The organism is Streptomyces sp. NPDC002181, assembly GCF_042890485.1.
Taxonomy (GTDB): domain Bacteria; phylum Actinomycetota; class Actinomycetes; order Streptomycetales; family Streptomycetaceae; genus Streptomyces.
Genome location: NZ_JBIASC010000005.1, coordinates 284,329 through 306,312, shown reverse-complemented (window position 1 = coordinate 306,312; position 21,984 = coordinate 284,329). Strand labels below are relative to the sequence as shown.

The following is a 21,984-nucleotide window of genomic DNA, read 5'->3' as shown; positions in this document are numbered from 1 at the left end:
TCCACTCACCGCCACCCGGTCACATTCGGCAACCGGAAGCCGGACCGCCCGCCTCCCAATCCACCCACCCGCACGCCCGCCACCTGCACGGATGAATTCTCCGCCCGGCTCCACCACCGGTGCTGCACCTCCACGAAAGCGTCACCCTGAGTGATGATCCGGCATGGTGGTCCCGGCGTGCGCGCGGGGACCGCCCAGAGGTCCGTACGGGCCGGGACCGGCGCCGGCGGCCCCGCTAGGGTTTCCCGCATGGGGACCTGGATAGCGCCGAGCGTCATCGAACGAGAGCTGTACGAAGCCAAGCTCGGGAACGACTGGCCCTCCTACTTCGACACCCTGGCCGGCGCCTGGCTGTTCATACCCATGGCCCGCGGCTACGCCGACGCGCACCCCACCTCGGTACTCCTCGAACCCGCGTACTTCCCGCAGGCCCGCGCCCGTTGCTACGTCGCGTACACGGCCGGCATGCTGCCCGCCCCCACCCCCGACGTGGTCTTCAAGCGCCAGAGCCTCGCCTGGTTCGCCGCACATCTGGAACCCGGCGACCCGCCGTTCCTGGCCGTGAACCCCGGCAGCCCCTGCGAGGCCTTCCTGCCGGCCTCCCCCGCCGACCGCGCCGTGTGGAACGCCCACTGGGAACGGGCTCCGCTCCACGGCCTGGAGCAGAACAAGGTCCACGCCCTCCACGTCGGGGGCCCGCTGCGCGGCCCCGCCGCCTTCGGGCTCGCCTGCGGTGCGCACCTCTCGGTACGCAACGGGCTCTTCTGGAACGCCCTCGGCTACCACGGCGAGGGCTACACGAAGGAGCGCGAGAAGCTCAAGGAGTACTGGGGCATCACCACCCGCGAGGAGTGGCTGGTCAGCATCGAGCAGCTGCTGACGGCGGACATGGTCAGCGCGGTATGGGAGTTCACGCTCCGGATCCGCGGCGCCCTCGCCAAGGAGTTCGCCGGACCGGTGGACATCGAGCACTGGCGCCACGCCACCGAGGCGACCCTGCGGGCCAACGCCGAACGGGCGGCCGAGCCCCGGATCACCCCCGAGGGCGTCACCGTGGCCCGGCCCCGCTCCACGGCCGAGATCGAGGGGGAGGTCGCCGGGGTCCAGCGGGTCATCGGCCGCATCGCGCGCTACGAGCAGCGCTTCCGGGCCGACGGGATCCTCGGCGAGGGCAAGTTCGTCCGCTCCGTCGAGGCCTGGGACTACGGGCGAGCCTCCCAGATGGCCCGCTGGGGCCTCGGCGCCCGCCTGTGCACGCTCCAGGAGGCCGAGGACGCCGTGGTGAGGGCCGGGAGGGTCTGCCGGCTCGCCTACCGCTCCTGGGAGGACCTCTCGGCCGGCTTCATCCTCGGACGCTGCCTCCAGTTCGACGAGGAGGAGTACGGACACTGGTACACCGAGATGGCCGCCACCCACCAGGCGCTGATGAGCGACCCGGGCAGCCCGTGGCTCAACATCCCCTGGGAGTAGGCGATGTCCGGGCAGAGGGCTGCCGCTCGCCGCCGCTCGCCGACTTTCCCCAGTCGCGGAGAAATCTTGGACCGGGCCGGAATCCGCCGACTAGCCTCGCCCGCATGACCATTGTTCTGAACGACACGGTACGCAAGCTGCTCGACTCCCCGCATCCGGCGGTGCTCACCACCCTCAACCCCGACGGCGGCCCGCAGAGTTCGGTGGTCTGGGTGGCCCGGGACGGCGACGAACTGCTGATCTCCACCGAGCAGGGGCGCCGCAAGGAGCGCAACATCGCCCGTGACGCGCGGGTCGGTCTGACCGTTTTCGACACCGCCAACCCCTTCTTGTACGTCGAGGTGCGCGGCACGGCCACCCTCGCCGAGGACACGGGCCGCGAGGTCGCCGTGCTCATCGCGGAGCAGTACACGGGTCCGGGCGGCGGCAAGGAGTACGCCGAGGCCCCGGCCGAGAACGTCCGCCTCGTCGTGCGCATCACCCCGACCAAGGTGCTCGGCAACGCGGCCAAGGCCGGCTGACGCGGCTCCCGTCCTACGGCAGCCGCGGGCGGACCTCCGCCCAGGCGTCGACCGCCGCGGCGAGCGGGCCGTCGTCCGCGAGGTGGGGCCGTACGAGGGCCGTCCACGGCAGCAGGAGCTTGATGCGCCGCAGGTGCCGGATGCGCGGTCGCGGCAGGTCGCGCCAGGTGCGGGCCTCCGCGGCCGCCTCCGCCGGGGTCAGATCGATGAGCGCCAGCACGTCGCGGCACAGCTCGTCCGGGTCGCCGCCGCGGCCCGGGCCGAACTGCCCGATCAGGTAGCCGCGTACGGCGGCCACCTCGACCGCGCGGTCCAGCGGGTGCGCGTCCGCCCAGTCGGCCTTGCGGTGCGTCGCGGCCAGCGCCACCGCGCCCCAGCGCAGCCGGGTCTCCTCGGGGAGCCAGTCCCCCTGCATCCGGCCCACGGCCAGCGTCCGCAGGGTCGGCGGATGCGGCTCGTCCAGCAGCGGCGGGTCGGTGGCCAGCCAGGCCTCGATGTCCTCCAGCGCGTGCTCGCCGGGCGGGACCGCGGTCAGCACCTGGCCCCGGGTGAGCAGCGCGACCAGGGCTCCCGTGAGGTGCACCTTGGCCACGTGGCCCGCGTCGAAGAAGGCCACGGTGCGCCCGTACCGCTCGATCCGGCGCAGCCCGAGCCGCAGTTCCCCGACGGCGTAGACCTGCCCGGCGCGGGCGACCCCGCCCAGGCACCGCACGACGCACACCCCGCCCGTGACGTCGGCCTCCTCGACGGAATACACCTGCAACTCGGCGATGGCCACTCCCGGCCCCCCTTCCCCGGCGGGGAGGGTACCGCCTGCGGGTGTCGCAGCGGCGCCGGCCCGGCGGCTACGCCTCCGGCTCCAGGACCAGGCGGATCTCCGTGACCTCGTAGCCGGCGCGGTCGAAGGCCGCGGCCATGGGGGAGTTGACGGTGTCCGTCGTCGCCGTGACCCGCTCGGCGCCGGCGGCCGCGTGGAAGCGGGTGATCTCCGCCAGGACCTCGTCGATCAGGCCGCGGCCGCGCTGCTCCGGTACGACGCCCAGGTACCCGACGTTGCGGTGGTACGGGGTCGCGGACGGGATGGCCATGCCCGCGAGCGTGCCGTCCGGGAGTTCGGCCAGGCGCCACCAGGAGCGCTCTCCGGGGCAGTCGAGGTAGAAGTCGACGTCCGCCCGGGCCAGCCGCTCGGCGTCCATCGAGCGCAGCTCGTTCTGCGTGTGCAGGTCCAGGCTGCCGGCCGAGAGGCGGGCGAAGGCATCGAGGAACTCCTCGTCCGTGCCCTCGCGGAAGACCAGCCGCCCGGTGGGCTCGGCGGTGCCCGCCGCTGGGGTCCACTCGTAGCGCAGCCGCTCGATCTCGCGGGTCAGCCCGGCCGCGTACGCGGCCTTCTGCCGCCAGGCGACGGCCTCGACGAGATCGGGGCGGGTCCGCCAGCCGCCGGGCAGCGAGATGTTGTAGAGCGGCAGGTTCCCGAAGGCGGCGTGCCCGGCGGCGAGCAGGGCGGCGGCGAGCGCGGCCGGGTCGGCCACGGATTCCCGTACCTGGAGGCAGTCGAGGGCGAGGGGCCGCTCGCTGTCCGCCCGGCCCCACCACAGCGCGCGGCCCAGGACCTCGCCGTCCTCGTCCTCGGCGAACCAGGTCCACTCGGGACGGAACCGGTTCCCGGCGAGCTCCTCGCGGATCTTCTCCGCGGACAGGGCCCCGACGGGCCCGTCGGCCGGGTAGGCGAGGGCGCGGTCGATGCCGGCGGGGTCTGCGGTGGCGGCGTGGAATCGCATGCGTTGATCATCACCCGGGGGCGGGCCGGCCGGCCAGGGTCGTCGCGTCACGCCGAAGCCCCCCTCGCGGTGCGGTGGCGAGGGGGGCTTCGGGTACCGGATCGGTCAGGACCGGGCTACGCCCAGGTGACCAGGCGGCGCGGGTGTTCCAGGACGGCCGCGATGTCCGCCAGGAACTTCGAGCCGAGCTCACCGTCGATGAGGCGGTGGTCGAACGACAGCGCCAGGGTGGTGACGTGACGCGGCTTCACCTTGCCCTTGTGGACCCACGGCTGGAGCTTGATCGCGCCGACCGCGAGGATCGCGGACTCGCCGGGGTTCAGGATGGGCGTACCGGTGTCGACGCCGAAGACGCCGACGTTGGTGATGGTGATGGTGCCGTTCTGCATGTCGGCCGGGGAGGTCTTGCCGTCGCGGGCCGTGCCGACCAGCTCGGACAGGGCCGTCGACAGCTCGCCGAGGGTCTTGGCGTGCGCGTCCTTGATGTTCGGGACGATCAGGCCGCGGGGGGTGGCCGCCGCGATGCCCAGGTTGACGTAGTGCTTGAGCACGATCTCCTGGGCCGCCTCGTCCCAGGACGCGTTGACGTCCGGGTTGCGGCGGATGGCCACCAGCACCGCCTTGGCGATGAGCAGCAGCGGGTTGATCCGGAGCCCCGCGAGGTCCGGGTCCTCCTTGAGCTCCTGGACCAGCTTCATCGTGCGGGTCACGTCGAAGGTGATGAACTCGGTGACGTGCGGCGCGGTGAACGCCGAGTTGACCATCGCCTGGGCGGTGACCTTGCGGACGCCCTTGACCGGGACGCGGGTCTCGCGGGCTCCCCCGGCCGCCGGTGCCTCGACCTGGACCGGTACGGGGACCGATACGGCCTGGGCCGGTGCGGGCACCGCCGCCTGCGGGGTGATCGCGGCCGCCGCTGCGGCGTGCACGTCCTCGCGGGTCACGACCCCGCCCTCGCCGGTGGGCACCACGGAGGCGAGGTCGATGCCGAGGTCCTTGGCCAGCTTGCGCACCGGCGGCTTCGCCAGCGGGCGCTCCCCGGCGGCGTGGCCGGTGCCGTTGCCGTTCAGCGCGGCAGGAGCGGCCGGAGCCGCCTCCGGCTGGGCCGGTACGGCCGGCACGGCCACGGGGGCGCTGCCGTTCTGCGCGGCCGGCACGGCCTTGCGCGGGCGGCGCTTCGTCGAGGCCTGGGAGACCCCGTAGCCGACCAGGACGGGCTGGCGGGCGGCGGCGGCCGGCTCCTCGGCGGCCTCGGCCACGGCTACGGCCGCGGCAGGAACCTCGACTGCGGCGGCCGTAGCGGCCGCGGGAGCCTCCGCCTCGCCCGTCTGCACCGAGATGATCACCTGGCCGACGTCGACCGTGGTGCCCTCCTCGAAGAGCAGCGCGTGCACGGTCCCGTCGAACGGGATCGGCAGCTCCACGGCCGCCTTCGCCGTCTCGACCTCGCAGACGACCTGCCCGTCGGTGACGGTGTCACCCGGCTGGACGTACCACTTGAGGATCTCGGCCTCGGTCAGGCCCTCGCCCACGTCGGGCATCTTGAATTCGCGGATCGTCACGGGAACGCTCTCCTCAGTACGCAAGCGAGCGGTCGACGGCGTCGAGCACCCTGTCCAGGCCCGGCAGGTACTCGTCCTCCAGGCGGGCCGGCGGGTACGGGGCGTGGAAGCCGCCCACGCGCAGCACCGGCGCCTCCAGGTGGTAGAAGCACCGCTCCGTGATGCGGGCGGCGATCTCCGCGCCCGTGCCCAGGAACACCGGGGCCTCGTGGACGACCACGAGCCGGCGGGTCTTCTCCACCGAGACCTGCAGCCCGTCGAAGTCGATCGGGGACATCGAGCGCAGGTCCACGACCTCCACCGACTTGCCCTCCTCGGCCGCCGCGGCCGCGGCCTCCATGCAGACCTTCACCATCGGGCCGTAGGCCGCCAGGGTGATGTCGGAGCCCTCGCGCGTCACGCGCGCCTTGTGCAGCTCGCCGGGGATGGCGTCGGTGTCGACCTCGCCCTTGTCCCAGTAGCGCCGCTTCGGCTCGAAGAAGATCACCGGGTCGTCGCTGAGGATCGCCTGCTGGAGCATCCAGTACGCGTCGCTCGCGTTGGAGGGCGAGACCACCTTCAGGCCCGGGACGTGCGCGAACAGCGTCTCGGGGGACTCGGAGTGGTGCTCCACCGCGCCGATGCCGCCGGCGTACGGGATGCGCACGACGACCGGCATCTTGACCTTGCCCAGCGCCCGCGCGTGCATCTTCGCGAGCTGCGTGACGATCTGGTCGTACGCGGGGAAGACGAACCCGTCGAACTGGATCTCCACCACGGGCCGGTAGCCGCGCAGCGCCAGGCCGATCGCCGTGCCGACGATGCCGGACTCGGCGAGCGGGGTGTCGATGACCCGCTCCTCGCCGAAGTCCTTCTGCAGGCCGTCGGTGATCCGGAAGACACCGCCCAGCTTGCCGACGTCCTCGCCCATGATCAGGACCTTCGGGTCCTGCTCCAGGGCCTTGCGCAGGGACTCGTTGAGCGCCTTCGCGATCGACATCTTCTCGACGGTCATCAGTGACCCTCCTCGGCCTCGAAGGAAGCGAGGTAGGCGGCGAACTGGGCGCGCTCCTCGTCGACGAGCGCGTGCCCGTCCGCGTAGACGTTCTCGAAGATCGCCATGGTGTCCGGGTCGGGCATGGCGCGCACGACCTCGCGCACCCGCTTGCCCAGCGCCTCGCTCTCGGCCTCCAGCGACTCGAAGAAGGCCTCGTCGGCCCCGCCGCTGGCCAGCAGGTACGTCTTCAGGCGCAGGATCGGGTCCTTCGCCTCCCACGCCTGCGTCTCCTCGTCCCGGCGGTACTTCGTCGGGTCGTCGGAGGTGGTGTGCGCGCCCATGCGGTACGTGAACGCCTCGACCAGGGTCGGGCCCTCGCCCGCTCGGGCCCGCGCCAGCGCCCAGCGGGTCACCGCGAGGCAGGCCAGGACGTCGTTGCCGTCCACGCGGACGCCCGGGAAGCCGAAGCCCTGGGCGCGCTGGTAGAGCGGCACCCGCATCTGGCGCTCGGTCGGCTCGGAGATCGCCCACTGGTTGTTCTGGCAGAAGAACACCACGGGGGAGTTGTAGACGGCCGAGAAGGTGAACGCCTCGGCCACGTCGCCCTGGCTGGACGCGCCGTCGCCGAAGTAGGCGATGACCGCGGAGTCCGCGCCGTCCTTGGCCACGCCCATCGCGTAACCGGTCGCGTGCAGCGTCTGCGAGCCGATGACGATCGTGTACAGGTGGAAGTTGTTCGTGTTCGGGTCCCACCCGCCGTGGTTCACGCCGCGGAACATGCCGAGCAGGTTCGTCGGGTCGACGCCGCGGCACCAGGCCACGCCGTGCTCGCGGTACGTCGGGAACACGTAGTCGTCGTCGCGCAGCGCGCGGCCGGAGCCGATCTGGGCGGCCTCCTGGCCGAGCAGCGAGGCCCACAGGCCCAGCTCGCCCTGGCGCTGGAGGGCGGTCGCCTCGCCGTCGAAGCGGCGGGTGAGGACCATGTCGCGGTAGAGCCCGCGCAGGTCCTCGGTGGTGATGTCCTCGACGAAGGAGAGGAACTCCGCGGCGTCGGGATTGTCCGCTGCGCTGACCCGTTCACCCTCGGGCGTCAGCAGCTGTACGAGCTGGGGCTCGGCGTTCTGCGCGGTGGCGGCAGCCTTGGCAGCGGGGGCCTTGGCGGCGCTCGCCGCGCCCGCCGCCCGCTTGGTGCCGCTGCTGCGTCGCGGCTTGCGCGCGGCAGTGCTCTCCACGGTCACGTGTTGCTCCTCCGTCGGTCCGGCTCCCGGGTTCTCCGGGGTCCAGTGCGGCTCACCCGGATCCGTACCAGCGCACAAGGGTGGGTGCGCGTCGTGTACGGATTCGGGCGTGACAGGTGCCCCGGCAAGTGCCCTGCGCAATGCACGTTACCCAGTGCGCCGCATAACTGCGAAACCCCACTTGACCTGCGTTTTTGCTTGGATTTCCAAGTAAATCCGCCGGGTGGGGAACAACCACTGGTCACAGCCTTGCAGGGGGCCGGAACAACGGCACGTTATCCCGGGTAACGACGGCAGGGAAGGGGTGAGTGTGTGAAACTGAGTTCGTGCGCGAAGACGGAAAAATCAAGGTATTCCTCCTGGACGACCACGAAGTGGTACGTCGGGGTGTCCATGAGCTCCTTTCGGTCGAAGAGGACATCGAGATCGTCGGCGAGGCCGGTACCGCCGCGGACGCCCTGGTGCGCATTCCCGCCACCCGCCCCGACGTCGCCGTGCTCGACGTGCGCCTGCCCGACGGCAGCGGGGTGGAGGTCTGCCGCGAGGTCCGCTCGCAGGACGAGGGCATCAAGTGCCTGATGCTGACCTCGTTCGCCGACGACGAGGCACTGTTCGACGCGATCATGGCCGGCGCCTCCGGTTACGTGCTCAAGGCGATCCGCGGCAATGAGCTGCTCAGCGCCGTGCGGGACGTGGCGGCCGGCAAGTCGCTGCTGGATCCCGTCGCCACGGCGCGGGTGCTGGAGCGGCTGCGCGACGGCAAGAACGGCAAGGGCGACGACCGCCTTTCCAACCTCACCGAGCAGGAGCGGAAGATCCTCGACCTGATCGGCGAGGGCCTGACCAACCGCGTCATCGGCGAGCGGCTGCACCTGGCCGAGAAGACCATCAAGAACTACGTCTCCAGCCTGCTGTCCAAGCTGGGCATGGAGCGGCGCTCGCAGGCCGCCGCGTACGTGGCCCGCCTCCAGGCCGAGAAGCGCGCCTGAGCCGCCCTACAGCCCGGCCCGCAGCCCTGCCCACGGCCTGACCTGGCCGTTCCTCCGGCGGGTCCGTTCATTCGGGACCAACGTCCCCGATCATCGGGGCGGCCTCCTCTTTTCGGACGAGTGTCCGTACCGGACAGTGGACGCATGTCTCCGGAGGAACTCCACGCCATCGAACTGCTGCGCCGGGTGCCCTACGGCAGGGTGGCCACCAGCATGCGCGCGCTGCCCTTCCTCGCCCTCGCCCGCCACATCGTGGTGGACGGCAACGTCGTGCTGAGAATGCACGCGGGTTTCGGCTACCACCAGGCGTGCAGCGGCAGCGTGGTGGCCTACGGCGCCGACAACTTCAATTCGGCGGACCGGCGTCTGTGGTCCGTGCAGTTCACCGGAACGGCCGAGATCATCGAGCCGGCCACCCGGGAACTGGAACTGTTCGGACCGGTTCCGCATTACGTGGACGGCGCGGTCTTCGACCCCGTCTACATGCGCATCGAGCCCCAGTTCGTCACCGTGCACTCCCTGGCCGGAAATCCGGACAGGGAGTATCAGCACGCCCTCTGAGCACCTCTTCCGAGCACGCCGCTGAACTGCGGTTTCCCCTTTGCGGCGCGCCCGTCTTTACAGATCGTCCAGCGGATTCGGCGGGTCGACCGGCGGCGACTTCGTCACGGGCGACTTCGTCGGGCCCGACGACTTGGACGGACTGGACGAGGTCGAGGGCGACGTGCTGGTCGACGGCGACGTCGACGGCGAAGTCGACGGGCTGGTGCTCGGCGTGTACTTGCTGCGGCCCGGCGACGGCGTGAAGTCGTCCGACTGGCGCGTCGACGGCGTCTCCTTCGAGGGGGTCACCTGCTGGTCGGACGGAGTGCTCTGCTGTCCGCTCGAAGAACTCTGGACGGCCGGCGGAGTGCTGTCGTCGTTGTTCTTGCCCGACCCGGAGTTGACGGCGTACGCCACGCCTCCGGCGATCGCGACGATGGCCAGCACCGCGAACAGCCACAGCTTCCAGCGGCTGCCGCCGCGGTCGTCGTAGCCCTCGTATCCGTCGCGGCCGCCCTGCCCGCCGCCGTGGCCGTGGTTGTCGTACCCGCCCCCGCCGGGGAAGGCCGAGCCGTCGTCCGGGTTCAGCGGCGGCACCATCGGCTGCTGGAACTGCGAGGTCGTGGCGTGCGCCGCGTACGGCTGCTGCCCGCCGGTCTGGCCCATCGGCATCGCCGTGGTCTGCGCCGCCCCGCCCCGCCCGTGCGGCAGGGCCATGGTGACCGGGCCGGTGTTCCAGGTGCCGGTGTTCGCGCCCTGGTCGTGCAGCATCTGGAGCGCGTACTGGACCAGCCCGCGCATCTCCTCGGCGCTCTGGAACCGGTCGTCCGGGTCCTTGGCGAGGGAGCGCATGACGAGCCCGTCGAGCTCCTGCGGGATGTGGTGGCCCTCGGGCAGCTGCGAGGGCGGAACCGGCGCGTCCTGTACGTGCTGGTAGACCACGGACAGCGGGGTCTCACCGGTGAACGGGGGCCGCAGCGCGAGCAGTTCGTACAGCAGGCAGCCGGTGGCGTACAGGTCGGAGCGGTGGTCCACCGCCTTGCCGAGCGCCTGCTCGGGCGACAGGTACTGCGGGGTGCCCATGACCATGCCGGTCTGGGTCATCGTCGACTGGGCGCCGTGCAGGGCGCGCGCGATGCCGAAGTCCATCACCTTGACCGCGCCGGTCTCCGTGATGATGACGTTGGCGGGCTTGATGTCGCGGTGCACGATGCCGTGCTGGTGCGAGTACGCGAGGGCTTCGAGCACGCCCGAGGTGATGATGAGCGCCTGCTCCGGGCCCGGGGCCTCGGCGCTGATCAGCAGATCGCGGATGGTGCGGCCCTCGACCAGCTCCATCACGATGTAGGGGACGGTGTTGGGGCCGACCCTGTCCTCGCCGGAGTCGTACACGGCGACGACGGCGTGGTGGTTGAGCCCGGCGACCGACTGCGCCTCACGCGTGAAGCGGGCCTTGGAGACCGGGTCCTCCGCGAGGTCGGCGCGCAGCAGCTTCACGGCGACGGTCCGGCCCAGCCGTACGTCCTCGGCGGCGAACACCTCCGCCATGCCGCCGCGGCCCAGGCGGTGGGTGAGCCGGTAGCGGCCGTCGCCGACCAGGCCGCCGGCGCCCCAATGCTCAGGACCATCGGCCATCCCGGCGCCGTTTCCCTCGGGTTCGGGTGCCATCAGTCCTCGCCGTCGTTTCTCTCGGCCGCCGCTCAGCGGTAGGTCCTTTTCGGGTGCTCCGATGAACGCTACAGCCTCGGAACAGGTCGCCGTTCGGACTATGGCGCGCCGTGGCCCCGCGGTCACGGAACGGGCACCCGGCTTGACGTGTGCTTGCCCTCCGGCAGACTGGGCGCCACATGCGCTCAGCCAGAGGCGTTGGGACACATCCCGAGGGGAAGCAACAGTCATGAGCCAGGACGGCACTCAGGGCCAGTACGCGGGCGGCTCTTTGGCCGGTGGCCGTTACCAGCTAAGGGACTTGCTGGGTGCGGGCGGCATGGCGTCCGTCTACCTGGCGTACGACTCCGCGCTCGACCGGCAGGTCGCCATCAAGACCCTGCACAGCGATCTCGGGCGGGAGCAGTCGTTCCGCGAGCGCTTCCGCCGTGAGGCGCAGGCTGTTGCGAAACTGTCGCACACGAACATCGTCTCGGTATTCGACACGGGCGAGGGCGAAGTCACGTTCAGCGGTCCCGGGGCGGGCGACGCGGCGGTGATGCCGTACATCGTCATGGAGTACGTGGAGGGCCGGCCGCTGGGCTCGGTGCTGGAGGCGGACGTCCGCCAGTACGGGGCGATGCCGGCCGACAAGGCGCTGAAGGTGACGGCCGACGTGCTGGCCGCGCTGGAGGTCAGCCACGAGATGGGGCTGGTCCACCGCGACATCAAGCCCGGCAACGTGATGATGACCAAGCGCGGCCTGGTCAAGGTGATGGACTTCGGCATCGCCCGGGCCATGCAGTCGGGGGTCACCTCGATGACGCAGACCGGCATGGTCGTCGGCACCCCCCAGTACCTCTCGCCCGAGCAGGCGCTGGGGCGCGGGGTCGACGCCCGGTCCGACCTGTACTCGGTCGGCATCATGCTCTTCCAGCTGCTCACGGGCCGGATCCCGTTCGACGCGGACTCGCCGCTGGCCATCGCGTACGCGCACGTCCAGGAGGAGCCGGTCGCCCCGTCCTCCATCAACCGCTCGGTCACCCCGGCGATGGACGCGCTGGTGGCGCGGGCCCTGAAGAAGAACCCGAACGAGCGCTTCCCGACGGCCGCCGCCATGCGCGACGAGGTCGCGCGGGTGATGTCGGCCGGTCAGACGGGGGCTCCGGCCATCGTGCCCGGCTCGCACGCGGGCGGCAGCGGGGCGGGCGTGGGCTCCGCCGTGTTCCCGCCGGTGGACTCCGGTTTCCAGGCGCCGCCGGCCCAGTCCGTGCAGCAGCCGTACGCGCCGACGCCGGCGCCGTCCCCGTACGCGCCGACCCCGGCGCCGATGGCGCAGCAGCACGGGCAGGGCGGGTACGCGTATCCGCCGCAGCAGCAGGTCTCTCACCAGCAGCAGTACGCACCGCAGACCCCGCCGCCGTTCACCATCTCTCCGGCCTCGACGACCGCGTCGGGCGGGGGCGGCGGCGACAAGCGGAACATGCCGGTGGTCATCGGCGCGATCGCGGTGGCGCTGCTGGCCATCGGCGGTCTGATCGCCGTGATCTCGATGAACGGCGACGACGACTCGGGCAAGTCCGGTGACACGGCCTCGTCGCCCGGGGCCTCCACGGCCGCGTCCGGCTCGCCCAAGGCCAACTTCAAGGGTCCGGACACCTCGCGCACGATCGACGCCGCGAAGTGCAAGGAGCCGAGCAAGCACTACAGCGACGCCACCAAGTACACGGCGCCGGACCTGCGCTACAAGAACCTGCTGTCGGTCAAGGCGTGCATCCAGGCCTCCGCCGGCAAGTACAAGATCGTCGAAAAGGACGAGGCCGTGTACGGCAAGGACACCGTGCTCGACCAGAACCCGCGGCCCGGGGACAAGATCGAGAAGGAAGGCACGGAGTACACGCTGACCGTGTCGACCGGCAACCCGGAGTAGGCCCACCGGGGACCGGAAGGTCCTCCCGCGACACACCCGGCATCCCGGGCGACCCTGATGAGGCGCCCGGGATGCCGCTTTTGCCCCACTATGTAAACCTGAGCGCAACGTCGGCTGCTCGGGACGGGAGGGGCTCCCCGTGACTCAACGCCTCCGCGCGCGGCGCTGGCTGGCCGGGGCCGCAGTGGCAGCCGCCGCGCTCTCTCCCGCCGCTTCCGCCGCGTCCGCCGCCCGCGCCGCCGCCCCGCCCCCGGCCGGCCGGGTCGCGGCCGTCCGCCTCCCCGCACCGGTCCTGCCCGGCAGGGCCCCGGCCGGCAGGGCCCCCGCCGCCGCGCCGAAGGCCGACGAGACCGATCCCGGCGCCGACCCCGACCCGGTGGCCGACGTACCGCACGAGGCGTACGAGGAGCTCGCCGGCAGCGTCGCCGGAGTCGGCCGGGAACGGCCCGGGAGACCGGCCGCCGAGCCCGCGAACCCGGAGACCGTGCTCGCCGCCCGCCCCCTCCTCCCGGCCGGCCCGCACGACCGGCCGGCCCTTCCGGCCGATCCGGCCCATCCGGCCCATCCCGCCGATCCGGCGCATCCGGTCGGTCCCGGCCGTCCGGACGGTCCCGGCCATCCCGTCGGTCCCGGCCGTCCGGACGGTCCGGCCAGCGCGCAGCCGGTGGCGCCGCCTCCGCCGAGCCCCCCGCCCGTGGTCACCGCGATCGGCACCGGGCCGAACGAGCGCGCCGCCGACCTGGCCGCGCACATACTGCCGCTCGGCACGGGGTTCGCCCTGATGGGACTGGGTCTGGGCTACCTCGGGATGCGGCTGCGCAAGGGTCTGTGACCGCTCCGCGCCCCCGTCCGCAGCAGGACCCGGGGGCGCCCGTCCCCCCTCCGGCGTACACCTCGGGATGGTTGCGCCGGCCTGCATACTCGGTATACATACTGAGTATGTCGATCCGCCACGGCCTTCTCGCCCTGCTGGAAAGGGGTCCTCGGTACGGCTCTCAGCTGCGTACCGAGTTCGAATCCCGCACCGGCTCCACCTGGCCGCTCAACGTCGGGCAGGTGTACACCACCCTCGCCCGCCTGGAACGCGACGGCCTCGTCGCACCCGGTGGCGAGGACGCCGCTGGGCACACCCTCTACGCCATCACCGACTCCGGACGCGCCGAACTGCACCAGTGGTACGAGCGTCCCGTCGACCGCACCAACCCGCCCCGCGACGAGCTGTCCATCAAGCTCGCCATGGCCGTGGGCGCCCCCGGCGTGGACATCCGCGCCGTCATCCAGTCCCAGCGGCACGCCACGATCAAGGCGATGCAGGACTACACCCGGCTCAAGGCGCAGGCGCTCGCCGCGATCGAGAGCGGGAAGTCCCGCGAACGCGACGACGTGGCCTGGCTGCTGGTCCTGGAGCAGCTGATCTTCCAGACCGAGGCCGAGGCCCGCTGGCTCGACCACTCGGAATCACGGCTCGTACGGCTCTCCCTGCCGGCCGACCGGAGAGCCGAGCCCGACCCGACCCAGGCCGCAGACACCGAAGCCCCCGCGGCCGCCGCCGCACCGAAGCCCCGCGCCTTCCGCACCCCGCGGCGCTGAAGCCACCACCGTCCCAGGGGGGACCTCCATGCCCGACCAGCACCCCGCACCCCGCATACAGCCCGGACAGCCCGGACCGGCCTCGCCCGCCGCGCCCTCCGCGCCCTCCGCACAGCCCGTGCTCCGGCTCGAAAGACTCGTCCGCACGCACGGCAGCGGCGCCACCGAAGTGCACGCACTGCGCGGTATCGACCTGTCCGTGTACCCCGGCGAACTCGTCGCCGTCATGGGCCCCTCCGGCTCCGGAAAGTCCACGCTGCTCACCCTGGCCGGCGGCCTCGACACGCCCACCAGCGGCCACGTCGTCGTCGAGGGCACCGACATCACCACCGCGAGCCGCAAGCAGCTGGCCGCGCTGCGCCGCCGCAGCATCGGGTACGTCTTCCAGGACTACAACCTGATCCCGGCCCTCACCGCCGCCGAGAACGTGGCGCTGCCCCGGGAGCTCGACGGGACCTCCGCCCGCAAGGCCCGGGTCTCGGCCCTGGCCGCACTGGAGGAGATGGGCCTCGCGCAGCTCGCCGACCGCTTCCCCGACGAGATGTCCGGCGGCCAGCAGCAGCGCGTGGCCATCGCCCGCGCCCTCGTCGGCGACCGCCGCCTGGTCCTCGCGGACGAGCCCACCGGCGCGCTCGACTCCGAGACCGGCGAATCCGTGCTCGCCCTGCTGCGCTCGCGCTGTGACGCGGGCGCCGCCGGCATCCTCGTCACCCACGAACCGCGGTTCGCCGCCTGGGCGGACCGCGTGGTCTTCCTGCGCGACGGCAGCGTGGTCGACGAGACCCTGCGGAGCCAGGCCGACTCGCTGCTCTCGGGGCAGGCGGCCGGCCGGTGAAGTCCTCGTACCACTCCTGGATCGCGGCCATCCGGATCGCCCGCCGCGATGCCTGGCGCGCGAAGGGCCGCAGCGCCCTCGTCCTCGCGATGATCGCCCTGCCGATCGTCGGCGTGAGCGCCGCCGACCTCACCGTGCGCAGCGCCGAGCTCTCACCCGAGCAGAAGGTGACCCGTCAGATCGGCGCCGCGGACGCCCGGTTCACCGGATCCCAGATCACCGGAGCCATCTACCAGGACGTCGAGGGCAGGAACTCCTCGCCCGTCGGCGGCTTCGACAAGTACACCCCCGGCGCCGAGCCCGATCCGAAGCTCCTGCTCTCGGCGATCCCGGCCGGCTCCCAGTCCCTCAAGGACAGCACGGCGCACACCAAGATCCGGACCCGGTACGGCCTGCTGGAGACCGATCTGCGCGAGATCGACGCGGCCAGCCCCCTGGTCAAGGGCATGATCGAGATGAAGCGCGGGCGGCCCGCCCAGGAGGCGGGCGAGGTCGTCGCCACGACCGCCTTCCTGAAGGAGTCCGGCTTCTTCGTGGGCTCCGAGTTCCGCGCACGCGGCTCGGATACCTGGTACCGGATCGTGGGCGCCTACGAGCTGCCCTCCGAGCTCGGCAAGACCGAGGTCCTCGCCCCGCCCGGCACCCTGCTGGCCCCGCTCGACAAGGCCTTCCAGGCCGCCGGGGTCCCCGGGGTGGTGGCCAGCGACAGCTACCTGGTCAAGGTCGGCGGCGATGGTTTCACGTGGAACATGGTCAAGGCGCTCAACACGAAGAGCGTGCAGGTCGTCTCGCGCGCGGTGTTCCTGGACCCTCCGGCCGAGTCCGAGGTGCCGTACATCGTCCAGCAGAAGGAGCTGGGCTACTACTCCCCCGACAAGGGGCTCCCGACCACCGAACTGGCCGTCCTGGCCACGGTCGTCGGCCTCGCGATGCTGGAGATCTGCCTGCTGGCCGGACCCGCCTTCGCGGTCGGCGCCCGCCGCTCGCGCCGCCAGCTCGGGCTGGTCGGCGCCAACGGCGGCGACCGGCGCCACATCCGGGCCATCGTGCTCTCCGGCGGACTCGTCATCGGCGCCGCGGCCGCGGTCAGCGGCACCGCGATCGGCATCGCCCTCACCCTGGGGCTGCGGCCGGTGCTGGAGGAGTATCTCGGCGCGCGCTTCGGCGGATTCACGCTGCGCCCGCTGGAGATCCTCGGCATCGCCCTGCTCGCCGTCGTGACCGGCCTGCTGGCCGCGATCGCCCCGGCCGTCACCGCGTCCCGGCAGACCGTCCTGGCCTCGCTGACCGGCCGCCGCGGGGTCCGCCGGGCCAACCGGGTGCTGCCCGTCCTCGGCCTGATCGCCCTCGCCGGCGGCGCCGCGATCGCCCTCTACGGCACGGCCTCCCGGATGGGCTCCACCGTGGTCGCGGGCGGCAGCGCCATCGCCGAGCTCGGCATCGTCGCCCTCACCCCCGTGCTGGTCGGCCTGTTCGGGCGGCTCGGGCGCTGGCTGCCGCTGTCGCCGCGGCTCGCGCTGCGCGACGCCGTGCGCAATCGCGGGCGTACGGCCCCGGCCGTGGCCGCCGTCCTGGCCGCCGTCGCCGGCACCGTCGCGGTGGCCACGTACCAGCACAGCTCGGAGATCCAGGCGCGCCACGAGTACGTCGCCGACCTCCCGGACGGCGCGGGCATCGTGTCCGTCAACGAACTCGGCCGCAGCAAGGACATGGGAGCCGTCCGCGAGGCGGTCTCGCAGGAACTCCCGCTGGCCGTACGGGCGGACGTCGACTACATCTCGTACGGCAAGCCCGGCTGCGAGCGGTTCACCGGCAACGAGGGCTGCGGGCGGGTCGACATCATGCGGCCCAAGGAGCAGCGCTGCCCGCTCTACGAGGCCAAGGACGGGCCCGACTCGTTCAGCCCGGCGGAGAAGAAGACGCTGCGCAAGGACCCGCGGTGCACGTACAACCGCCACTCCGCGCAGTTCAGCGTGGTCGTCGCCGACGAGAAGCTGATGACGGCGCTTGCGGTCACCGATCCGGGCGCCGTCGCCGCCCTGAAGGAGGGCAAGAGCGTCTCGTTCGACAAGCGCAACGTCAAGGACGGCAAGGTCACCGTCCGGCTGATCGACAGCAAGGACGAGATCTACGAGCCGGGGGTCGACCCCAAGGGGGTGGACAAGGTCTTCGCCGTCCACCAGACGCCCGACACCGCCGAGGGCTACGGCCTGGAGCTCGTCCTGCCGCCGACCGCGGCCAAGAGCGCCGGGCTGACCACCCTGCCGTTCGCCTCGTACTTCACCCTGGACGGCAAGGCCACCAGCCGGCAGAAGCAGCGGGTGGCCGAGCGGATCGACCAGATCGGCGTGGAGGCCCCCGTCACCATCGAGGCGGGCTACCAGGCCGCGGCCGACATCACCGGCCTGGCCCTGACCGTCTTCGCGGGCCTGGTCACCATCGGCGCGGCCGGCATCGCCACCGGACTCGCGCAGGCCGATGCCGAGGCCGATCTGAAGACCCTGGCGGCGGTCGGCGCGCCGCCGCGGGTGCGGCGCACGCTCAGCGGTTTCCAGTGCGGGGTGGTGGCCCTGATGGGCGTGGTGCTGGGCTCGGCGGCGGGCATCCTGCCGGCGGTGGGCCTGCGGCTCGTCCAGCGGCGCGAGACGGAACATCTGATGGAGATGGCCGGCGACGCGAACGACACGCTGTTCGTGCCGATCGCGGTGCCGTGGGAGACCCTCGGCGGGCTGCTCGTCGTGGTCCCGCTCGGGGCCGCCCTGCTGGCCGCCCTGGTCACCAAGTCCAGCGGCGCCGTGGCGCGGCGCGAGGCGGGCTGACGGTCACTCTGTGTTCTCGCCCCCGTACAGGGTGGATCACGCCCGTACGGGGGCACACCGTGTGAGTAAGACGGTGTGCGAGAGAATGACGGCATGGAGATGCCGAGGAGTGAACGGTCGCAGGACAGCCCCCCGCACGGCCTGATCGTGGGACAGGACGGGATGCCGGTCGGCGGCGCCGATGACGAGTCGCGCGAGGTCCCGGTGACGGAGATGGTCGAACAGCCCGCCAAGGTCATGCGGATCGGCAGCATGATCAAGCAACTTCTGGAAGAGGTCCGCGCCGCACCTCTGGACGAGGCCAGCCGGGTCCGTCTGAAGGACATCCACGCAGCGTCGGTGAAAGAGCTGGAAGACGGCCTGGCTCCGGAACTGGTGGAGGAACTGGAGCGCCTGTCGCTCCCGTTCACCGAGGAGGCGATCCCCTCCGAGGCGGAACTGCGGATCGCCCAGGCCCAGTTGGTGGGCTGGCTGGAGGGCCTCTTCCACGGCATCCAGACGGCGCTGTTCGCGCAGCAGATGGCCGCGCGGGCCCAGCTGGAGCAGATGCGCCGCGCCCTGCCGCCGGGCGCCCCGACGGACGAGGAAGACGGCCACGGAGCCATCCGCTCGGGCCCCTACCTGTAAGCGGCGATGTGACATGGGACCCGGGGTCCCGGGGCTTCGGCCCCGGGACCCCGGTCCCGTTGACAAGCACCTGGTAAGTGCGGCCCCCCGCAGCGCACATGGGCCGCGCATACTCATGGGTATGACCTACGACGCGATCGTCCTGGCCGGCGGCGCCGCGAGACGCCTCGGAGGCGCGGACAAGCCCGCCCTCCAGGTCGGCGGACGGGCCCTCCTCGACCGCGTCCTCGACGCCTGCGCCGATGCCGCCGCCACCGTCGTGGTCGGCGACCGCCGGCCCACCGCCCGCCCGGTCCGCTGGACCCGTGAGGACCCGCCCGGCGCCGGCCCCGTCGCCGCCCTGGACGCCGGGCTGCGCGCGACCACCGCCGAGCTGGTCCTCGTCCTCTCCGCCGACCTGCCGTTCCTCGACCGGGACACGGTCCGGGCGCTGCTGCGGGCCCCGGCAGCCGACGGGGACGGCGCCCTGCTGCGCGACCCCGCCGGCCGCGACCAGCCCCTCGTCGCGGCCTACCGCGCCGAACCGCTGCGCCGGGAGATCGCCCTCCTGGCGACCGAGCACGGCAGCCTCTCCGGCCTCCCCCTGCGCGCCCTCACCGCCGAGCTCGACCTGGCCAAGGTGACGGATTCCGCGCCGCTCGCCTCCTTCGACTGCGACACCTGGGAGGATCTCGCGGTCGCCAGAGCCCGGATCAGGGAGCATGGAAGCGTGCTGGACCAATGGATCACCGCCGTCAAGACCGAGCTGGACATCGACGTCGCCGTCGACACCAAGATCCTGCTCGACCTCGCCCGTGACGCCGCACACGGCGTCGCCCGGCCCGCCGCCCCCCTGACCACCTTCCTCGTCGGTTACGCGGCCGCGCAGGCCGAAGCCGCCGGTGCGGACCCCGCCACCGCCGTCGCCGAGGCCTCCCGCAAGGCCGCCGAGCTGGCCCTGCGCTGGGCCGCCGAAGCCGAAGCCGAGGCCGCGGCCCGAGAGAACGGCTCAGGATGACCCCCACCGACGCCGACCACGCCCTCCAGGCCCTCGACGAGGCCCTGGCCCTGGTCAGCCGCGATCCGCGCTCCGGCGACGCCTCCGGCACCGGTTCCTCCGGAAACACCGGTGCCTCCGGAAACCCCCACCGGGCCGCCGGCTGGCCGCAGGCCCGGGAGGCCTCAGTCCGGGCCGGATCCGGCATCCGGCCCCGCACCCACCGCGTCCCCCTCGCGGACGCGCTCGGCGAGGTGCTGGCCCGGTCCCTGGAGGCCCTCACCGACCTGCCGTCCTTCGACAGCTCCGCCATGGACGGCTGGGCCGTCGCCGGGCCCGGCCCCTGGACCGTCCGCCCCGGGGGCGGGGTCCTGGCCGGATCCGAGCGCCCCGAGCCACTGGCCGACGGGGAGGCCGTACGGATCGCCACCGGCGCCCGGGTCCCCGCCGACACCACCGCCGTCATCCGCAGCGAGCACTCGCGCGAGTCCGGTACCCAGCTGCACGCCGACCGGACCGTACTCACCGGCCAGGACATCCGCCCGCGCGGCCAGGAATGCCGCTCCGGCGACCTGCTGCTGCCCGCCGGCTCCCTCGTCACCCCGGCCGTCCTGGGCCTCGCCGCCGCCGCCGGGTACGACGAGCTCACCACCCGGCCCCGGCCCCGCGTGGAGATCCTGGTGCTCGGGGACGAGCTGCTCACCGAAGGCCGCCCGCACGACGGGCTGATCCGCGACGCCCTCAGCCCCATGCTCGGCCCCTGGCTCACCCGGCTGGGCGCCGAGGTCATCGCCACCCGGCGCCTCGGGGACGACCCGGCCGGGGCCAAGGCCCTGCTGGCCGCCGTCACGGACTCCGACGCCGATCTGGTCATCACCACCGGCGGTACCGCCTCCGGCCCCGTCGACCACGTCCACCCCGTCCTGCGCGAGGCCGACGCCGAACTGCTGGTCGACGGGGTGGCCGTACGCCCCGGGCACCCCATGCTGCTGGCCCGGCTCGGCGACCGCGCCGACGGACGCCACCTGGTCGGCCTGCCCGGCAACCCGCTCGCCGCCGTCTCCGGGCTGCTGACCCTCGCCGAGCCACTGCTGCGCGCCCTGGCCGGCCGCCGCCAGCGGCCCCGGTACACGGTTCCGGTGCAGGGCGAGGTGCCGGGCCACCCGTACGACACCCGGCTCGTGCCCGTCCTGCTGACCGACGAGCACGCCGTACCGCTGCGCTACAACGGTCCCGCGATGCTGCGCGGCGTGGCCGCCGCCGACGGGCTGGCCGTCGTACCGCCGCACGGCGCGCGGGACGGACAGGACCTGGAGATCCTGGATCTGCCATGGGTCTCCGGAGGATGTTTCACGTGAAACTTCACGGCCACGACGCGATGGCCCGGGGCGCCGACGAGAAACTCGTCTCACGGCGCATCAAACTGCCCAAGCGCGTGGTGGAGAAGCCGCTGCGGCAGGTGGGCAAACGCCTGCTGATGGCGCTGTTCGTCCTGTTCCTGACGGTCCTGATCGTGTGGCTCGACCGGGCCGGCTACCACGACAACGCCAACGAGACGGTCGACCTCCTCGACTGCGTCTACTACGCCACGGTGACCCTGTCGACGACCGGCTACGGCGACATCGTCCCGTACAGCGACAGCGCGCGGCTGACCAACATCCTGCTGATCACCCCGCTGCGCGTGCTGTTCCTGATCATCCTGGTCGGAACGACCCTGGAAGTGCTCACCGAGAAGACCCGGGAAGAGTGGCGGCTGAACCGCTGGAGGAAGAACTTGCGTGACCACACGGTAGTCGTCGGCTTCGGCACCAAGGGCCGTTCGGCCCTCCAGACGCTGCTGGCCACCGGCCTCCGCAAGGACCAGGTCGTCATCGTGGACCCGAGCGCCAAGGTGATCGACATGGCCAACGCGGAGGGGTTCACCGGCGTGGTCGGCGATGCCACCCGCTCCGATGTCCTGCTCCGCGCCGAGCTGCAGAAAGCCCGTCAGATCGTCATCGCCACGCAGCGGGACGACACGGCCGTCCTGGTCACGCTGACGGCCCGGCAGATGAACCGCGGCGCGAAGATCGTCGCGGCGGTCCGCGAGGAGGAGAACGCGCCGCTGCTGCGCCAGTCCGGCGCCGACGCGGTCATCACGAGCGCGAGCGCGGCGGGCCGGCTTCTGGGCCTTTCGGTGCTGAGCCCGAGCGCCGGCACGGTGATGGAGGACCTGATCCAGCAGGGCAGCGGGCTCGACCTGATCGAACGGCCGGTGCGGAAGGCCGAGGCCGGCAAGGGCGTACGGGAGACGGAGGACCTGGTGGTGAGCGTGCTGCGCGGCCACCGGCTGCTCGCGTACGACGACCCGCACGCCAGCCCGCTCCAGCTGACGGACCGTCTCATCACCATCGTGCGCGCCGCGCCGGCCGGAGCGCCGAAGGTGACGCTCGGGCCCGCCGATTAGAGGCTGCCGTTCGCGGAGGTGGCGTACCCTCCGGGCC

At 72.4% G+C, this 21,984-nt stretch carries 19 protein-coding genes; 13 read left to right on the top strand and 6 right to left on the bottom strand.

Features of this window, described 5'->3' with window-relative positions; genetic code table 11:
- The first annotated feature begins 249 nt into the window (after positions 1 to 249).
- Positions 250 to 1,470, top strand: a complete 1,221-nt coding sequence (locus ACFYXV_RS16435; RefSeq protein ID WP_389383201.1) for a DUF1266 domain-containing protein — start codon at positions 250 to 252, stop codon at positions 1,468 to 1,470.
- Between the two features lie 104 nt (positions 1,471 to 1,574).
- Positions 1,575 to 1,991 carry a PPOX class F420-dependent oxidoreductase gene (locus ACFYXV_RS16430; RefSeq protein WP_385466516.1) on the top strand — a complete coding sequence of 139 codons (417 nt, stop codon included), beginning with the start codon at positions 1,575 to 1,577 and terminating at the stop codon, positions 1,989 to 1,991.
- 13 nt (positions 1,992 to 2,004) lie between these two features.
- Here ACFYXV_RS16430 and ACFYXV_RS16425 read toward each other — a convergent pair whose 3' ends face one another.
- The 5 genes from ACFYXV_RS16425 to pdhA form a co-directional block, all read right to left on the bottom strand.
- Complete coding sequence (locus tag ACFYXV_RS16425) at positions 2,005 to 2,769, bottom strand: hypothetical protein (RefSeq protein ID WP_385466513.1); 765 nt, start codon at positions 2,767 to 2,769, stop codon at positions 2,005 to 2,007.
- Between the two features lie 67 nt (positions 2,770 to 2,836).
- Entirely contained in the window at positions 2,837 to 3,769 is a 933-nt protein-coding gene (locus tag ACFYXV_RS16420; RefSeq protein WP_385466510.1) for a GNAT family N-acetyltransferase, read from the bottom strand.
- Between the two features lie 116 nt (positions 3,770 to 3,885).
- Positions 3,886 to 5,310, bottom strand: a complete 1,425-nt coding sequence (locus ACFYXV_RS16415; RefSeq protein WP_389383321.1) for a dihydrolipoamide acetyltransferase family protein — start codon at positions 5,308 to 5,310, stop codon at positions 3,886 to 3,888.
- A 34-nt stretch (positions 5,311 to 5,344) separates the two neighbouring features.
- Positions 5,345 to 6,325, bottom strand: coding sequence for an alpha-ketoacid dehydrogenase subunit beta (locus ACFYXV_RS16410; RefSeq protein ID WP_385466507.1), 981 nt, complete (start codon positions 6,323 to 6,325; stop codon positions 5,345 to 5,347).
- Positions 6,325 to 7,545, bottom strand: a complete 1,221-nt coding sequence (gene pdhA / locus ACFYXV_RS16405; protein WP_048474448.1) for a pyruvate dehydrogenase (acetyl-transferring) E1 component subunit alpha — start codon at positions 7,543 to 7,545, stop codon at positions 6,325 to 6,327. Before pdhA ends, ACFYXV_RS16410 begins: the two co-directional genes overlap by 1 nt.
- 326 nt (positions 7,546 to 7,871) lie before the next feature.
- Between pdhA and ACFYXV_RS16400 the strand changes: the two genes are divergently transcribed.
- Both ACFYXV_RS16400 and ACFYXV_RS16395 read left to right on the top strand, forming a co-directional pair.
- Positions 7,872 to 8,534 (top strand): response regulator, encoded by a 663-nt coding sequence (locus ACFYXV_RS16400; protein ID WP_385466502.1) that lies wholly within the window; start codon positions 7,872 to 7,874, stop codon positions 8,532 to 8,534.
- A gap of 144 nt (positions 8,535 to 8,678) precedes the next feature.
- Positions 8,679 to 9,095 carry a pyridoxamine 5'-phosphate oxidase family protein gene (locus ACFYXV_RS16395; protein WP_383337121.1) on the top strand — a complete coding sequence of 139 codons (417 nt, stop codon included), beginning with the start codon at positions 8,679 to 8,681 and terminating at the stop codon, positions 9,093 to 9,095.
- A 57-nt stretch (positions 9,096 to 9,152) separates the two neighbouring features.
- Here ACFYXV_RS16395 and ACFYXV_RS16390 read toward each other — a convergent pair whose 3' ends face one another.
- Entirely contained in the window at positions 9,153 to 10,712 is a 1,560-nt protein-coding gene (locus tag ACFYXV_RS16390) for a protein kinase (protein WP_385466496.1), read from the bottom strand.
- 262 nt (positions 10,713 to 10,974) lie between these two features.
- Between ACFYXV_RS16390 and ACFYXV_RS16385 the strand changes: the two genes are divergently transcribed.
- From ACFYXV_RS16385 to ACFYXV_RS16345, 9 genes are all read left to right on the top strand, one after another.
- On the top strand, positions 10,975 to 12,654 hold the full coding sequence (locus tag ACFYXV_RS16385; protein WP_389383199.1) for a protein kinase: 1,680 nt from the start codon (positions 10,975 to 10,977) through the stop codon (positions 12,652 to 12,654).
- 139 nt (positions 12,655 to 12,793) lie between these two features.
- The gene (locus ACFYXV_RS16380) at positions 12,794 to 13,486 is read left to right on the top strand and encodes a hypothetical protein (protein ID WP_389383198.1); all 693 of its coding nucleotides are present in this window, start codon (positions 12,794 to 12,796) and stop codon (positions 13,484 to 13,486) included.
- Positions 13,487 to 13,593: 107 nt separating this feature from the next.
- The gene (locus ACFYXV_RS16375) at positions 13,594 to 14,244 is read left to right on the top strand and encodes a PadR family transcriptional regulator (protein ID WP_385466487.1); all 651 of its coding nucleotides are present in this window, start codon (positions 13,594 to 13,596) and stop codon (positions 14,242 to 14,244) included.
- Positions 14,245 to 14,362: 118 nt separating this feature from the next.
- Entirely contained in the window at positions 14,363 to 15,079 is a 717-nt protein-coding gene (locus ACFYXV_RS16370; protein WP_385466680.1) for an ABC transporter ATP-binding protein, read from the top strand.
- The gene (locus ACFYXV_RS16365; RefSeq protein ID WP_385466484.1) at positions 15,076 to 17,898 is read left to right on the top strand and encodes an FtsX-like permease family protein; all 2,823 of its coding nucleotides are present in this window, start codon (positions 15,076 to 15,078) and stop codon (positions 17,896 to 17,898) included. The genes ACFYXV_RS16370 and ACFYXV_RS16365 overlap by 4 nt, the downstream gene beginning before the upstream one ends.
- A 93-nt stretch (positions 17,899 to 17,991) precedes the next feature.
- Positions 17,992 to 18,525 carry a bacterial proteasome activator family protein gene (locus ACFYXV_RS16360; RefSeq protein ID WP_030153082.1) on the top strand — a complete coding sequence of 178 codons (534 nt, stop codon included), beginning with the start codon at positions 17,992 to 17,994 and terminating at the stop codon, positions 18,523 to 18,525.
- Positions 18,526 to 18,646: 121 nt separating this feature from the next.
- Entirely contained in the window at positions 18,647 to 19,522 is an 876-nt protein-coding gene (locus ACFYXV_RS16355; protein ID WP_385466480.1) for an NTP transferase domain-containing protein, read from the top strand.
- Entirely contained in the window at positions 19,519 to 20,859 is a 1,341-nt protein-coding gene (locus ACFYXV_RS16350) for a molybdopterin molybdotransferase MoeA (RefSeq protein ID WP_389383196.1), read from the top strand. Before ACFYXV_RS16355 ends, ACFYXV_RS16350 begins: the two co-directional genes overlap by 4 nt.
- The gene (locus tag ACFYXV_RS16345; protein WP_389383195.1) at positions 20,847 to 21,947 is read left to right on the top strand and encodes a potassium channel family protein; all 1,101 of its coding nucleotides are present in this window, start codon (positions 20,847 to 20,849) and stop codon (positions 21,945 to 21,947) included. Before ACFYXV_RS16350 ends, ACFYXV_RS16345 begins: the two co-directional genes overlap by 13 nt.
- The last annotated feature ends 37 nt before the right edge of the window (positions 21,948 to 21,984 follow it).